The organism is Pseudocolwellia antarctica, from assembly GCF_049933045.1.
Lineage (GTDB): Bacteria > Pseudomonadota > Gammaproteobacteria > Enterobacterales > Alteromonadaceae > Pseudocolwellia.
In genome coordinates this window covers 794,930-810,857 of sequence record NZ_CP187926.1, presented here as the reverse complement: position 1 = coordinate 810,857, position 15,928 = coordinate 794,930, and the positions used below count along the sequence as shown (strand labels likewise).

Here is a 15,928-nt window from a genome sequence, read left to right as displayed (position 1 = left end):
GTCGCTATTGAAAGTAGCGACTATGAGTATCTGAAATGTATAACACCCGAGTTATTTTGTTAAAACCACTAAACTCTTTGCTTCAAATATAATAATAAATTCGCTGCCTTTGCCTAATACACTTTCAACTTTTAGTTCTGCATGATGATGATTTAATACATGCTTAACTATCGCTAACCCTAATCCTGAACCACCCGTATCACGAGATCTAGATTTATCTATACGATAAAATCGTTCGGTTAATCGAGCAATATGCTGCTGGCCAATACCAGGTCCATCATCCTTAACACTGTACATCATTTTGTTGCCGTGTTTTTTCCACGTTACATGAATGTTGCCGTTTAAATTTGTATAAGCAATGGCATTAGATAATAAGTTAGAAAATGCACTTTTTAGTTCAGTTTCAAAACCTAACAGGCCAATGCTTTGATCAATATCTATTGTGATGGTGTGCTTACTTTCTTGATTTAACCACTGTGAATCTTCAACTAAATCTTCAATAAGCTCAGGCACATTCACAAGATTTTGCGCTTGGTTATCTACATTTATTTCGGTTTTAGACAATACGAGTAGCTGCTCAACTAATCTATCCATGCGAGAGACTTGGGATTCGATAGTCGAAAATGTTTTCTTCCAATAAGGATTAAACGCATCTTCTTCCATTTGTATCATTTCAATGTAACCACGAACCACGGTTAAAGGTGTTTTAAGTTCATGAGATACATTGGCAACAAAGTCACGACGCATTTCTTCTAAGCGGCGAATTTTACTGACATCACGGGCGATAAATAAGAAGTGATCGGTACCATAAGCCATAAACCTGAGCTCTAAATGAACCTCATTATTTACTGGTGAAACGATATGACAAGGTGTTTCCCAGTTCTGAGCTTCTAGGTATTTAGAAAAGATAGGAAATCGAATGAGGTTATCGATACGTTGACCAACATCGCCCGACGTACGAACACCTAATAACTTTTGGGCTTTTTTATTACCCCATTGAATAATGAAGTCTTTAGATAAAACTAATGCAGCATCAGGTAAAGCTTCTGCCCCATCTCTGAATTGGCGTAGCTTATCGTTTAAGTTCTTTTGTTTTTGACGTTGTTTTTTTATTTGGCGATATAAGCCATTGTATATCTCTCCCCAAACACCTTCAGCTTGAGGTGGAGAAATCGCTTTGCTTTGCCATATCCAATTAATAAATTCGTACAAATGTCGATAATGCCAAGCAATAACAACAAGGCTACATAAGGCTAACACAGCCCAAACGCTATCTAACAAATAACCCACAAATATGCTCAGTGAGAGCCAAGTACCTAACTTGAGAAATAGCGTACGAATAATTAATTTAAAATTCATAGTTTAAGACGATAATTTTCCTGAAAAACGGTAGCCTGAACCACGAACCGTTTGAATGAAGTTTTCATGACCTTGACCAGAAATAGCTTTGCGTAAACGTCGAATATGAACATCTACCGTTCTATCTTCAACATAAACATTGGTTCCCCAAACATTATCTAATAGCTGTTCGCGGCTATATACACGTTCAGTGTGAGTCATAAAGAAATGCAGTAAGCGAAATTCCGTAGGGCCTAAATCTAAATTACTATCATTAATAGATACACGGTGTGAAACAGGATCTAACTTCATACCATGAAATTCAATTTCTTCTTCTAAAGAAGTTGGCGAAACTCTGCGAATAACGGCTTTAATACGAGCAATAAGCTCTTTAGGTGAAAAAGGTTTAGTAACGTAATCATCTACGCCAGCTTCAAAACCTTTAACTTTATCTTCTTCATCACCTCTAGCCGTTAACATAATAATCGGAATATTTCGGGTGTATTCATTTTGCTTCAAAGATTTAGCTAATTTAACTCCCGTACCGCCAGGTAGCATCCAATCTAATAAAATTAAATCTGGGTAAGGTTCTACAACTTTCTTTGCTGCTTGTTCAAAGTCTTCAGCCTCAACAACATTAAATCCATTTTGTTCTAAAACAAAAGTAATCATATCTCTGATTGGCGTTTCGTCTTCAACAACTAAAATACGTCTGCTCATAAAATTCCTGCTATGTTTCAAAAAGCGGTCAATATAACCATGTTGAATTTACTCATCTGGCTATTACTATAGACGAGTAAAATATGTATATGTTTATTGTGCTAAATTTAGGTGACACTTTTATGACAAAGCCGATATTAAATACATAATATCAAGATGGTCTTTATATCACTATCATTTATACCCATTACTACTCAAAGTGCAGGACTTAAAACTCATTTAGACACAGGTTTAACGCTTCAAACGTAATATGTGTTCATACAGCAAAGAATTAGTATTTTTATTCTTTCATTTAACAACACAGTATAAATGAACTTTAAGCCCATCGGAGAAGTGTTTGAGCAATATCACTTCGTCGTTGCTTGCATGGATACAAGTACTTAGCTTTTGCCTGGAGCAAAAAAAGCTGTGCTTTGATTGATAAGAGAGTAACCATTATTAAATCATAGCGCCTTGAATTGAAATCGCTCAACCACTCTGAAGCCTGCATATTAAATAGTAATGCGTATAGATATAAAAAAACCGTAATAAATACGGTTTTTTAAGGTATACAAAAGACAATTTACTTAGAAGTTATATTCAACGCCTACACCTAAGTATTCTTTATCTTCTTGAGTGTCTAAATCAAAATTAGTATAGAAAGCAAATAGCTTGGTACTTTTAGCTAATTTATAATCAACACCTACAGTGATGCCTGTTTGATCATCACCATCTTTGTAATTTGCTGCTTGGAACTGACCTTTATATGTCATTTTATTTACAGTGTACTTAGCCGATAGCATTACGCCGTCCATCTCTTCAGTACCGTCAATGTTTTCTTGTGTTTGTAACATAGCGCCTAATGTAAAGTCTGCTACCTTACCTTGTACCGTTGCACGTATTACGTCATAGCCATCAACTTCAGAATCAACTGCTAATGAAGCGTAAATATCAGATTTTTTAAGTTTAGCATCACCATATACAGCTGACACAGACACACCACTTTCGCCATCAACACTGTCTTCTGCGATGTAAGTAACACCTAATTGAATGCCTGAGAATTTAGGCGACTTATAAGTGATTGTGTCAGATAAACGATTTTCACCTTCAAAAAGACTTTTAATATCGCCATTTAAATCACTAAATAGATCAGCTTTACCTTGAGATTGTTTTAAAACAGTATCGTTTTTACCTACTAACACTTCACCAAAAGCACCACGTAAACCTATGTATTGGTTACGGCTAGTAATGTTATCGTCACTGTCGCCATCAAGATCAACTTGAAATTCAGCTTTGTAAACAACTTCAAGGCCATCTTCTAATGCATGAGTACCTTTAAGACCAATGCGCGATGCATTACTTTTTACTTCAGTATAAGAACCTTCACCATCATCTGATGATTGAACAGTAAGGTTAGCTTTACCATATAAGGTAACGTCTGCAGCAAATGCTGAAATTGATAAAGAAGATAAAACAGTAATGGCAAGTATATTTTTAGTAAATTTCATGTTGTGCCTTAAATTTAATATTTGATTTGAAGTTGTTTAATGCGGCACATTTTGCCGATCATATATGACAATTTTATTACAATGCGTCATAAATCTTAAACTTTTATTACATTAGAGTTAAAATTATATGTCAAAAGCATGTCTTTTTTATGACTAATTTAAGAAAAAATACACTTATAAACATAGACTAACTTATTGATTAGCGATAATTATCGTCTTTACTATTTATCTATTGAGACAAAACATCTTTTAGTTAAATCAAACTAGGGCCTATTGATCTTTCAAGGTTAAATTTTATTCATTTTAAAACGGATTTAATCGCGATGTGAGCTTTGTCTAATAGTTATTCTCGGCTTTGTCTCCTGAGTCGCCCTACCTTCTGCATCCATGTAGTCGTATTAAAAAAGCGAACACGGGTTATACGTTCCAACATAACCCAAGTACGGACTCCATGTAGGCAGCAATGAGTAAATTCGTTTTAAATGAACCCAAAGGGCAGCATGTGTTTGAAATTCCTAACTTTGGATAGACAGGGCGTTATCGTCTGTTCGAGTAGCCAGCTACACGTCACATACTCTGCCTTTTCTAAATAGCAAACACCTTGCTGTAAAAACAACCTCGAAGGTCAACAGACCCTAATATTCATTCAAAGAATAATAAATGTTCACAGCAGCTTTAGCTTAGTTTGAGAGTAAGTCAGTTTTATGTAAGATTATTTTCAATTAAAATAAATATTTCCCTCGTATTAAAGATCTTTTTAATTAGCTTTTTAAAACCGTCATACGTCTATATAAATATTATTGCTTGTTAAACCCGCTATAAATATAGCTTTGAAAAATTACTAAATAAAAATAAAACAACAAGAAACACTTTAAATGACTTTTCAATAATTAACTCAATGATAAACTCAATGATAAACTCAATGAATTAAGCTATTATTACGCACTTTCTTCAATCAACATCCCTATAAATATGGGGCAGGATTATTATCAATGTGGTTTAAAAACCTTTATTTCTTTGCTTTCACGCGCCCTTTTGAATTGTCTGAGCAAGATATTGAAACACAACTTTCTGAGCATTTATTTACACCCTGCGCCTCTACTGAACAATCACATTTTGGTTGGGTAAACGCGCTTGGTAAACATGGCGATACTATTGTTCATGGTGTAAACAAGAATTTTTTATTATGTGCTAGAAAAGAAGAAAAAGATTCTTCCAGCTCCTGTTATTAAAGATCAACTAGAAGCTAAAATAGCGGCACATGAAGTAGAGCATTCTCGCTCTGCAACTAAAAAAGAAAAAGAGCAATTCAAAGAAGATATTGTTTTTGAATTGCTACCACGCGCTTTTTCACGTGTAACTGATACGCACGCTTATATCAACCCTGAACATAACATTATTGTTATTAACACAGGTTCTAGAGGCAAAGCTGAAGACTTTCTCGCTTTATTACGTAAAGCACTTGGCACTTTACCTGTCACTTCTGTATCTCCAGAAAAAGCACCTGATGAAATAATGACAGACTGGGTTTCAGGTACTGAACTTGGCGACAATTTCAATTTAGGTATGGAAGCTGAATTTAATGCTTTAGGTGATGACGGCGCAGTAGTTCGCGTTAAAAATCAAGACCTAGCAAGCGATGAAATTAAAGCGCATTTAGATGCTGATAAATATGTAGTTAAACTTGCTCTTGAATGGGATGACGCAATTTCATTTATTCTATGTGATGACTTAGCAATTAAACGTTTAAAGTTTTTTGATGTATTACAAGAACAAAACGACGATATTGATAGCGATGATATTATTGCTAAATTAGATGCAGATTTCTCATTAATGGCGGGTGAAATCAACCGTTTAATTGATGACTTATTAGCTGAGTTTTCAGTTAAAACACAAGACTACTTAGAATCTTAATCTGAAAAGCTCTTTTGGATAAAGTTTTTATTTAAGACTTAGCATCTCTATGAGAAAAGGCACTTTTAAAGTGCCTTTTTTATATTCTATTCGCATGATTTGCTTTAACGCGTTTAAAACATTTCTTTAATACCTTTAACCATAGTAGTGAACTCTTCTGTTTTCATAAATAAAATGTCTGGTAATACGCCTTTATTTACATAACTTTTTAATAAAGCCTCGCACGTTTCTTCATTTTTAAATACACCATTATAAATAGCGCCAGCTCTTATAAAATCAAGATAATGAGCTTCTTTAGGTAAAACAGATAAGTCATTCCAACTTCTTACTAACTCAACTAATTCGTCAGAAAAGCCCCAAGCTTTTGTAACCTCTGCACCAAGTTTATTTGATAACTTAGCAATAGCTTGCTCTAAAAATTTTGGGTTAGCAAAAACGTCCGAATGCTTTTCAGCTTCAGTTAAAATAGGTAAAACACCAATAGAATGAACAAGTGAAGCAAGAGTTAATTCATCAAGTGATAATGAACTATGTTTATTATTTCGCTTATAAAATGTCATTAATGCTATAGCGACGGCAGCAATATTAACGGTATTTTTCCACGATTGAGCGAGATAAATTGAAACGATTTTATTTTTAGAAACAAAAATTTGCTCAACAACCATGGCTGTAGCAATACTTTTAATTTGCGTTAGCCCTATTCGGGTTACCGCTTGATTAACGGTTTGAACTTTTACGGTTCTACTTAATAGAGGGCTATTTGCAACTTTAATCATTCCTAATGAAAGTGCAGGATCTTGGCTTATAATTTCGCTCATTTGCCCAAGGTTTACATCCGGACTATCAGCTTTATCGCGCACTTTTAGCGCTATTTCAGGCAATGTAGGTAGTATCAAAGAGTTTTGCTTAATTTTTTCTACTAAAATTGTATAAAGTGCGTTTTCTGATCCCATAAGATTCCATCTCTATTGTTATTGGTTACACTTAAAACATAGCACATATTTTTTAAGCTGCTATTTAATCAATAGAAAATCAGTGAATTAGCATTCAATTATTTCTAATTTATTTGAACAAAACTAATATAGAAGCAGTTAGCTGCAATGTTTTTATCAAGATGAGGTCATTTATTTTGACTTGTTACAATAATCTTGTAGGGGGAAATTCATCTATAAATTAAAGGCGTTACAGTAAATAAGAATATCTTACAAATGAATCAAATCGTTGCTCGAATCTTCATCTACACCCAGCTATAATAGTATGTTGTTTTAATACTCTTACCCCATAAAGGAATTCTATGATTAGGTTATATGTTTGCTTTTTTACCTTGTTCTTTATGGGTAAAGCTTTTGCAAATAATCTAATACTATCATTACCTGACAACCTACCTGATGTTGTTACTAAAAATATTAAAGCTTATTTAGGCGATCTTCCTGAAGATAAGCTATCTCGTATATCATTCGCTTACTCCGCCAAAAACAATACCGTTAAAGCTATTCAAGCATTAGGTTATTACCGTGCGGTTGTTGATGTAAAAGTCATTAAAAAAGATAACGAGGAAGAGCCTTGGGCTCTTATTATTAAAGTTAAGTTAAACGAAGTCAGTTTAGTTAAATCGATTAAAGTAGAAATTGTAGGTGATGCGCAAGATGATCCTATGTTTAAAGCACTTACGGCTAAGTTACCTATAAAACCTAAAGACTCCTTACACCACGGTAATTATGAAAAAATAAAGTCAGACATTCTTTCTTTAGGTTTACAGCGTGGTTATTTTGATGGTCAATTCGAAATCTCTGAAATAGCGATCACACCGGATTATTTTGCGAATATTCGTATTAAATATATAAGTGGCACACGTTACACCTTTGGTGAAATCAGCTTCATTAATAACACCATCAACGATGATTTTATTACTAAACTTATTCCCTTTACTGAAGGCGATAGCTATGAAGTAGCTAAGCTTCAGCAATTTCAAAGTAATTTAGAAAACACCCAATACTTCAGCAATATTGTAATCGTGCCTAACAAAACAGGTGAGGCAGCAATTGAAAATAAATCAGTGCCTATTCAAGTAACCTTACAAAAAGCTAAAAAGCATTATTTTGATATTGGTTTTGGTTACGCAACAGATACAGACTTCAGAATTTCAGGTGGTTGGAAAACCCCGTTAATCAACAAATATGGTCATCGCCAAGAAACTCAGCTTAAATACTCTAAAGTAAATCCAACGGGACGCTTTATTTATTCAATCCCAATGAATGGCTCATTAAGCGATACCCTACAATTAAAACTGTTATTAGAAAACGATGAATATGGTGATATTGAAAGTGACTATTGGTCATCTAAGATAAGTCGTATAAAAAGTAGTGACACCTCAAATGCTGAATTTTATGTTAGGTATCTACATGAAGAATGGGATATTTATTCATTAGAAGACATTGCCGACTACTTTCTAATTGGTTATAGCTGGTCAAACACTTCAAGAGACGGATCGTTAATTGATCCTAGCGACGGCTTCAGTCAATATTATAATCTTGAAGGCACCCACACAGATATTTCTTCTGAGTCTAGCTTTTTAAAGTTTCATGGTCACTGGCGCTATATAAAAACCTTAGCGCCTAAACACCGGTTGGTAACAAGACTTGAGTTAGGTTACACCTATTTAAGTAAATCTAATGTTGAAGAGTTATCACCATCTTTACGATTTTTTGCAGGTGGAGATCAAAGTATTAGAGGATTTGCTTATCAGTCGATTGGTCCTACACGGATTCAAACAAATGATGACGGCACACAGGAAGAACTTGTTGTGGGTGGTAATCGTTTAGCTGTGGCTAGTCTTGAATATCAATATTATTTCACTCCAAAGATTCGAGGCGCTTTATTTGTTGATGTCGGCAGTTCATTTGATACCGGATTTCAAAGGTCTTACTCTGTAGGCCCTGGTATTCATTATATCTCGCCTATTGGTGCAATAAAGTTAGACTTGGGTTATAGCTTAAGTGAAGATTCACCCTCATGGCGTATTCACCTAAATTTAGGTGCTGAATTATAATGTCTAATCAACAAATACCTTCACAAGAAAGCAGTCCAAAAAGTACAGGAACGCTACCAATAAAACGGAAAAGCTTGCGCCGAAAACTTAGTTCGTACTTAGCTATTTTTCTCACCAGTTTATTATGCTTACTAGCAATACTTTATAGTAGCCCTTGGGGAACTCAGGCGACTATCGCCCTGCTTAATAAGTTTACTGATATATCGTTAATTTATAAAAGTGGAATGTTTTCTGAAGATCTTGAATTCACTGAATTCAGCTACCAGAACGATAAGGTTGATATTAAAGCCTCAGATCTTAGCTTGAAATTTCATTTACGATGTTTATGGCAAAAACAATTTTGTATTAATGAATTGGTCGCTGAAAAGTTATCCATAACCACAAAACCGTCTGAAATATCTACAGAAGAAAGAACACCGGTTGAGATGCCTTTAGCCATAAAAGCAGATCGTGTATTTATAAAAAATACTCAGGTGTTTTTAAGTAATCAAACCATTGAAGTTATTAATTTAACCTCAGCCGTTGACATCAAGGGCAACGTATTTGCTTTTAACTCCCCTATTGCTGATACCACAATCATAACCTCGGTTGAATCTAAAGAGGTATTATCTAACACGGCTAATACCTCTAAAACAGAGAATGAAACATCTGATCAAATAATTGACCGAGTAAACTCACATACAGGTACTCAGCCAAGTGTTCAGGCAAGCACTGAAAAAAATGTTCAAGCCAACACTAAAAACACCTCTGAAAACGGTAATACTAAGAAACTAATTTTAACAGACATAGACTTACCGATAAATTTACAGATAACAAATCTAAGTATTGAAACGTTAGTTAATCACTCTTCGCTTTTTGCTTTTTTACCTGTGCAATTAAACCAAACAAAACTAAATGCTAAGTGGTTCGGGCATGACTTATTAATTAGCGCATTATCATCAAAATATGCTGGTGGAATAATTGATATAAATGGAAAAATGTCTTTCATTAATGACTATCCATTAGACTTTAAATTAAATCATCAACTAACCGATAATAATTACTGGCCTGAAGTTAATCAATCTAAGCAACTCGTGTCTTTAAAAGGCGATTTAGCGCAACTTAACATCACATTAGAAAGTGAAGGTAGTATAGAACTTGAAGGCAACGGCAGTATAAATGCCCTAACAAACAATTCGCCTTATAGTATTAAACTTGAAGCTTCTAAAATCCCTTTATATAACCAAGTTAGCCAGCATCTTCATCCGTCAAAGTTACTGTTAACTTCGAAAGGCGATATCAATAATCAAACCATTTATTTAAATAGCATTATTAGCGGATTAGGTTATAAACAAGCTCAAGTCTCTATAAAATTCGACCATACACAATCTCAATCGAGTAAAGACAATACAGAAGACTTTGAATTAGAAGATGTATTTACCTTTGAAGAAGTTAAAATAAATGACGAAAACAACAACCTAGACCTTACAGGCAAAATATCACTTGGTGTTATGCCCGCTTGGAATGTAAAAGTTAAGTCTAGCGGTTTTACTTTACCTAAATTTAAAGGCATTGATAACGATCTAATAAAAGAGTGGTTACCCGCTTCAGTTGAAAAATTAATTGCCGGTAAATTCTCTGGTCGAATAAAAGGAAATGTGGATTCTGTCGGCTTTTATAATAAAGAAAACTCTGAAGTTAGCTTAACCAATACCAACTTATCAGGTTTAATTAATAACATTCCTTTTTCAATAAAAGGTGAAGTTGACCTAAACGAAAATCTACAATTAAAACCAAGTGACTTAACCGTATCAGTCTATGATTCAGTGATTAAAGTTTCTGGTTATAGCGACACAGAGTGGAACATAAAAGGCACACTAGAAGTGCCAAAAATCAATAAATTCCAATCTGATATAAACGGTAAAATAGCTACTCAATTTGATGTAAGCGGTCCACTTAACAACCCAACACTTAATTTCAGTAATAAAATAACTAACTTGTATTTCAAGCAGCTGTCGTCTTCACTCATTAGTTTTCAAGGGAGCTATTCGCCTTTAAATAAACACGATATTAATGCTCAAATTAAAGGTAAAGAAATACGTTGGTTAAACACAGAACTTGAAAACTTTGTAGGCAGAATAGATGCCGATATGTTGCAACAAAACCTTGATATAAAGTGGGATGGCGACTTTAAAAGTAAGCTACTTCTCAACAGCCGTTTAAATGAGAAAACCAATAACTGGACAGGTATTATTGCTGGCGCTGAATTTAATTATTTAACTAATCATTGGCAACCAGATACCGATATTATTATTGGCTACAACCCAAGTAACAAACAATTATCGTTGAACAAACATTGCTGGAACAACCCTGGTTTAAGTATTTGTTTAACCAAAGATGTTAGCTTTTTTGAAAAAGGTAATATTCCTTTATTTATTAACCTTAATAGTTATTACTTTAATGATACCTTCGCACCTGAAGATATATCCGTTAATACCAGCATTAAAGGTAATGGCAGTATTAGTTGGGCGCCTAATAAAAGTTTTTCCGTTGAGGGAGATTTAGCGGTACTTGCTGGAAATATATTATTAGAGCCAGAAGAAAACTACTTACCTGTGAAAGTATTAAGCGCATGGGATACAGGCCGTTTAGCTTTTAAAGTAAGTGATAATTCAGTATTTACCGATCTCACGTTAAACCCTGATAGCGTTAGTAGAGCCAACAAAAATTACGATTTTTATTCAGATATTAACTTAAAAAGTAACATGAAATTCACTGGCGATTTTCCACTCTCGGCTCAGCTTGATGTTGATAACTTTAGCTTACGCCCTTTTCAATCAATGAATCACGATCTTGCTTTACTTGAAGGTTTTTTAAGTAGCCAAGTGAAAATTACTGGCGATTTAATGAAGCCTGAAATGGTGGGTGAAGTTAACTTATCTGATGGTCGATTAAAGATCATAAAAAGTCCGAACATATTAGAAGACGTACAATTAAAGCTCTCACTATTAGGAACAACGGCAACCATAGCAGGTAACTTCAAAATAGATAAAGACGACGGTTTAATTACGGGTGATGCAACTTGGTTGAACGAAAGAAAACTTAACTTAAATATTGAAGCCGAAAAATTACTCATCCTGGTTCCGCCTCAAATAGAGGCAACAATATCACCTAAAATTAGTATGACACTTACACCAAAAAAACTAAAAATTTCAGGGTCAGTACATGTACCTGACGGAATACTGCGTGTTACCAAGCTTCCAGAAGGTAGTGTTGAGGTGACGAACGACGTGATATTTGTAGATTATCAAGGCGACGAAATATTTAAAGAACGCCCTTTTAGTATTGATTCAGATATTAATGTTGTGATTAACGAACAATTCCAGTTAACAGGCCAAGGCTTTGACGGTAATTTAGAGGGTAGCTTACGTGTTCAGCACAATAATCAGCAACCTATTCAAATATTCGGTAATTTAAATATTCCTAATGGCAGATATCAAGCTTATGGTCAGCGTTTATATATAGATAAAGGCAAGATAGCCTTCAATGGTCCTATCGAAAACCCGAACGTAGATTTAAGAGCAACTCGAACAATTCCTAAAGAAAACTTAAAAGTGGGTATTGAAATTACAGGGTTAGCAAATGCTCTTTCACTCAACTTGTTTTCAACTCAGTCTTTATCGAGAGCTCAAACTTTATCGTACCTACTTAGAGGGCAAGCATTAGAGAGTGATAGTGCTGACAACTCAGGTATAGGTGTTGCTTTAGGCGCTGCATTAGCAAATTACTCCGGTATATTGAAACAAATAGATAAGTTACCCTTAATTAATAATGTTGAAATTGACGGTGATAGTACACAAGTATCTATTGCTGGCTATTTAGGAAAACGTATTTATTTGAAATACGGTATTGGTGTAGATGATCCAGTAAACGAACTTACTGTTAGGCTATTTTTGATGAGTCGCTTATGGGTAGAAACAATTTCAGGTTTGGAAAGTTCAGCAGATATATACTATTCGTTTGATACTAATTTATAACCCTAAAGGTTAAATTAAAACGACTATTGCTTACTTTTCTTTGTTTAGGAATAGCGTGCTGCCAAAAGTGTTGTAATTCTCCACTCATAATTAGTAGCGTGCCGTGGTTTAATGGGAATTCAACTTTTTGAGAATGATCATCGTTTCTGCGTAAGACAAAACGCCGAGTCTCTCCAAAGCTCACTGAGGCAATAACAGGATCCCTGCCCAACTCTCTTTCTGCATCGGCATGCCAACTCATGTGATCATCACCATCGCGATACCAATTCATTAAAACACTATTAAACTGAACAGAAGCTACTTTTTCAATTTCTTGTTTAATATAGAGTAAACCTTTGTTCCAAGCATTGGGTTGCAAAGAAAGGCCTGAATAACTGTATGATTTACCCATATCACCATACCAAGCAGAATAACGGGGTAAAAAAACGCTTTTTCCATACATATTAATTTGTTCGTGGCGCCAATTGATATTTTTAAACTTAATGTTTAAAAGTTGTTCTTTATCTAAATTTCTCCAGGCAACATAGTTTTTTATATCAACAGTGTCATTTTCTAAAAAATATTCAATACTCCTATCACTAATCTTTTTATTAAAATAAGCTTCCGAATAAAATATAATTCCATTAGGTATATGAATAATAAAACCATTTAAATTAGCATCCCACCTAGAACTGTATCCATCCGTTTGAGGAAAATCAAAAGGCAGTTTATTCATATTCTCTTCATGGCTACTAAATAAATCCATCACTTACTCTAACTCAATATTCATGTTTTATAAGGCATTTTCATTGTAAAAGAAATTACCCTCAATATAACAGTAACTTTTATATTTCGACTCTGTCGCCATGACTTGGTGGCGTAGAAGTTACGGTAAAGACCAAATCATTATCGTGTTTATTACTAAGTTGATGTTTCGCACCTGCTGGGATATGAATACCTTGATGAGAATCTATAGTAAATATTTCACCATCAAGTTCCATCGTTGCAACTCCAGATAATATGAAAAAGAATTGCTCAGATTTTGTATGAAAATGACGAACTTCTGAAAATCCTGGTGGTACTCGTTCTTGAATAACACTTAAGCTGTCGGTTTTTACAAGATGCCAACCATCACAATGGTTGCCCCAAGTATAATGTTCAGCAGATTGATTACTTATAATTGTCAAAACAGCTCCTTAAAAAACACCTGTAATATAGTCTTTTTTGAACCAAAGCGGACATTGATAAATTGCTATTTGTAGAGTTAATTTACAATAAATTCTGCATACTAACGTTTATTCTAATCCTACTAAATAGTTCTATCTTAAATGCTTTATTATTACTGAACTGTAGGTTTAACTAAATTTAAATAAACCTTAAAACAGGTAACATTATCGCTTGAAATAACCTTTATATTACCGCCATTTGTTTCAACCAAGGCTTTAACAATTGCAAGACCTAAACCCGTACCATCACTGTGTCTCTGTCTTGATTTGTCAGGTCGATAAAAGCGATCAAATAAATGCGGCAAATGTTCGGGTGCTATTACTTCACCAGGATTACTTATAGAAATACATACTTGGTTTTGACCACTGTATTCACTTTCTATAGTTATTGATGAGCCTTTTGCTGTATAACGAATTGCGTTTGATAAAAGGTTTGAAAGTAATTGTCTAAAATGTAATTTATCGCAATGAAAACTTAAATCGCTCCCTTGTTTTATTAACTTAATTTGTGCCTCTTCTGCTAAAGCATCGAAGTATTCAAAAAGCGCATCTATCTCATCATAACTTTTCAAAGTATGTTGTTCAGGTTTTATGAGTCCATTTTGAGTTTTTGCTAGCCATAACATATCACTGACCATTTTTGTGAGGCGGTCTAGCTCTTCTAGGTTAGAAAACAGCAATTCTTGATACTCTTCTAGTACTCTTGGTTTAGATAAGCCTACTTGTGTTTGAGTAATAATATTTGTAAGTGGAGTACGTAATTCATGCGCAATATCACTAGAAAAGTTTGATAAACGAATAAATTCACTTTGCAACCTATCGAGCATAGAATTGAACGATTGAACCATGTGAGCTAACTCTATTGGTACATTCTTTTCGTTTAATCTAATATCCATTTTATTAGTTTGTATATCATAGATTTTTTGACTTAAACCACGTAATGGATTTAACCCTTGATGTATTGCAAACCATGTAACTAATAAAATGAGAACTGCAGAGCCAAGCATTATAAACAAGAGGCTTTGTTTAAATTGACTCAAAAAATGTAAGTGAAAACTCATATCAAGAGCGGTAGTAACTTTATAAAGTTGTTGCGACGTTTTAATATCACTCACCAATGCATGGTAGCGATAGGTATCTTTTTTCCATTTCACTATTTTTCCATTATTCAAACCAACAGAGGTCGAGGCGTGTATTCTTAGCCCTCTAAAGTCTCGCCCTGAACTTTGATAAATGAGCTGTCCTTGCTCGGTATTCACTTGATAATAAACACCATGATGACCTGAGATAGCCTTTGAAAGAGCTATTTTAAGTTGCTCTGATGATTCATGTTGCTGATTTAATACCGCTGTAATAGATTGAGTGATCACATTTAGTTCAGCACTATCTTGTTGAATAAAATGATGCTCAATTGAGTTATTAATTAAAGAGGCGACTAATGCTAAGCAAGCAATAACAGTTATCGCAACAAACAACATAACACGCATAGTAAGAGACATGGGGCGAGATGTAGTACTCATTTACTCCACCTCTAACTTATAGCCCATACCACGTATTGTATGAATGAGTTTTACAGGAAAATCATCATCTACTTTAGCTCTGAGTCTTCGGATCGCCACATCAATAACGTTAGTATCGCTTTCAAAGTTCATATCCCAAACTTGAGAAGCAATAAGTGATCGAGGCAGTACTTCACTTTCTCGACGTAGCAACAACTCAAGTAAATTAAATTCTTTATTACTCAATAAAATACGTTTACCAGCACGCTGTACTTTTCGTTTTAAAATATCCATTTCTAAATCAGCAGCCTTGAGTATATCTTCTGTTTTTTGTGCACCACCACGTCGAATAAGTGTACGCACTCTTGCGAGTACTTCAGCAAAAGCAAACGGCTTTATTAAGTAATCATCTGCACCAAGTTCTAATCCTTTTACTCTATCATCAACGCTATCGCGTGCAGACAAAAATAAAACAGGCGTGACATTATTTGCTTCACGTAACGATTCAAGAATTCGCCAGCCAGTAACATCAGGTAACATGACATCTAATATAATGACATCAAATAACTCGGTCATCGCTAAATGATGACCGTCAAGACCATTGCGTGCCAAAGAAACCTGAAACCCAGCTTCACTTAGTCCCTGTTTTAAATAATCTCCCGTTTTTGCTTCATCTTCAACAACTAATAAGCGCATACAA

10 protein-coding genes and 1 pseudogene are annotated in these 15,928 nt (G+C 34.5%); 3 read left to right on the top strand and 8 right to left on the bottom strand.

Annotated elements, in window-relative coordinates; genetic code table 11:
* Positions 1-51: 51 nt before the first annotated feature.
* The 3 genes from phoR to ACPUVN_RS03485 form a co-directional block, all read right to left on the bottom strand.
* Positions 52-1,359: a phosphate regulon sensor histidine kinase PhoR gene (gene phoR / locus ACPUVN_RS03495; protein ID WP_426357990.1), complete on the bottom strand. Its 1,308-nt coding sequence runs from the start codon at positions 1,357-1,359 to the stop codon at positions 52-54.
* A gap of 3 nt (positions 1,360-1,362) precedes the next feature.
* Positions 1,363-2,058 (bottom strand): phosphate regulon transcriptional regulator PhoB, encoded by a 696-nt coding sequence (phoB, locus tag ACPUVN_RS03490; protein WP_426357991.1) that lies wholly within the window; start codon positions 2,056-2,058, stop codon positions 1,363-1,365.
* Positions 2,059-2,624: 566 nt separating this feature from the next.
* Positions 2,625-3,545: a porin gene (locus tag ACPUVN_RS03485; RefSeq protein WP_426369969.1), complete on the bottom strand. Its 921-nt coding sequence runs from the start codon at positions 3,543-3,545 to the stop codon at positions 2,625-2,627.
* A 992-nt stretch (positions 3,546-4,537) separates the two neighbouring features.
* Here ACPUVN_RS03485 and rdgC point away from each other — a divergent pair.
* Positions 4,538-5,459 (top strand): annotated as a pseudogene (gene rdgC, locus ACPUVN_RS03480) (recombination-associated protein RdgC).
* Between the two features lie 113 nt (positions 5,460-5,572).
* Here rdgC and ACPUVN_RS03475 read toward each other — a convergent pair.
* Positions 5,573-6,412, bottom strand: a complete 840-nt coding sequence (locus ACPUVN_RS03475) for an HDOD domain-containing protein (RefSeq protein WP_426357994.1) — start codon at positions 6,410-6,412, stop codon at positions 5,573-5,575.
* Positions 6,413-6,753: 341 nt separating this feature from the next.
* On the opposite strand from ACPUVN_RS03475, the gene ACPUVN_RS03470 reads away from it, so the two are divergent.
* Together ACPUVN_RS03470 and ACPUVN_RS03465 are read left to right on the top strand one after the other, a co-directional pair.
* Positions 6,754-8,508, top strand: a complete 1,755-nt coding sequence (locus ACPUVN_RS03470) for an autotransporter assembly complex protein TamA (RefSeq protein ID WP_426357995.1) — start codon at positions 6,754-6,756, stop codon at positions 8,506-8,508.
* Positions 8,508-12,524 carry a translocation/assembly module TamB domain-containing protein gene (locus ACPUVN_RS03465; RefSeq protein ID WP_426369968.1) on the top strand — a complete coding sequence of 1,339 codons (4,017 nt, stop codon included), beginning with the start codon at positions 8,508-8,510 and terminating at the stop codon, positions 12,522-12,524. The genes ACPUVN_RS03470 and ACPUVN_RS03465 overlap by 1 nt, the downstream gene beginning before the upstream one ends.
* On the opposite strand, the gene ACPUVN_RS03460 is transcribed toward ACPUVN_RS03465, so the two are convergent.
* The 4 genes from ACPUVN_RS03460 to ACPUVN_RS03445 form a co-directional block, all read right to left on the bottom strand.
* The gene (locus ACPUVN_RS03460; protein ID WP_426357997.1) at positions 12,514-13,269 is read right to left on the bottom strand and encodes an alpha-ketoglutarate-dependent dioxygenase AlkB family protein; all 756 of its coding nucleotides are present in this window, start codon (positions 13,267-13,269) and stop codon (positions 12,514-12,516) included. The genes ACPUVN_RS03465 and ACPUVN_RS03460 overlap by 11 nt on opposite strands.
* A 79-nt stretch (positions 13,270-13,348) precedes the next feature.
* On the bottom strand, positions 13,349-13,690 hold the full coding sequence (locus ACPUVN_RS03455; RefSeq protein WP_426357998.1) for a cupin domain-containing protein: 342 nt from the start codon (positions 13,688-13,690) through the stop codon (positions 13,349-13,351).
* Positions 13,691-13,842: 152 nt separating this feature from the next.
* Positions 13,843-15,249: a heavy metal sensor histidine kinase gene (locus ACPUVN_RS03450; protein WP_426369967.1), complete on the bottom strand. Its 1,407-nt coding sequence runs from the start codon at positions 15,247-15,249 to the stop codon at positions 13,843-13,845.
* Complete coding sequence (locus ACPUVN_RS03445; RefSeq protein WP_426369966.1) at positions 15,250-15,924, bottom strand: heavy metal response regulator transcription factor; 675 nt, start codon at positions 15,922-15,924, stop codon at positions 15,250-15,252.
* Positions 15,925-15,928 lie beyond the last annotated feature (4 nt).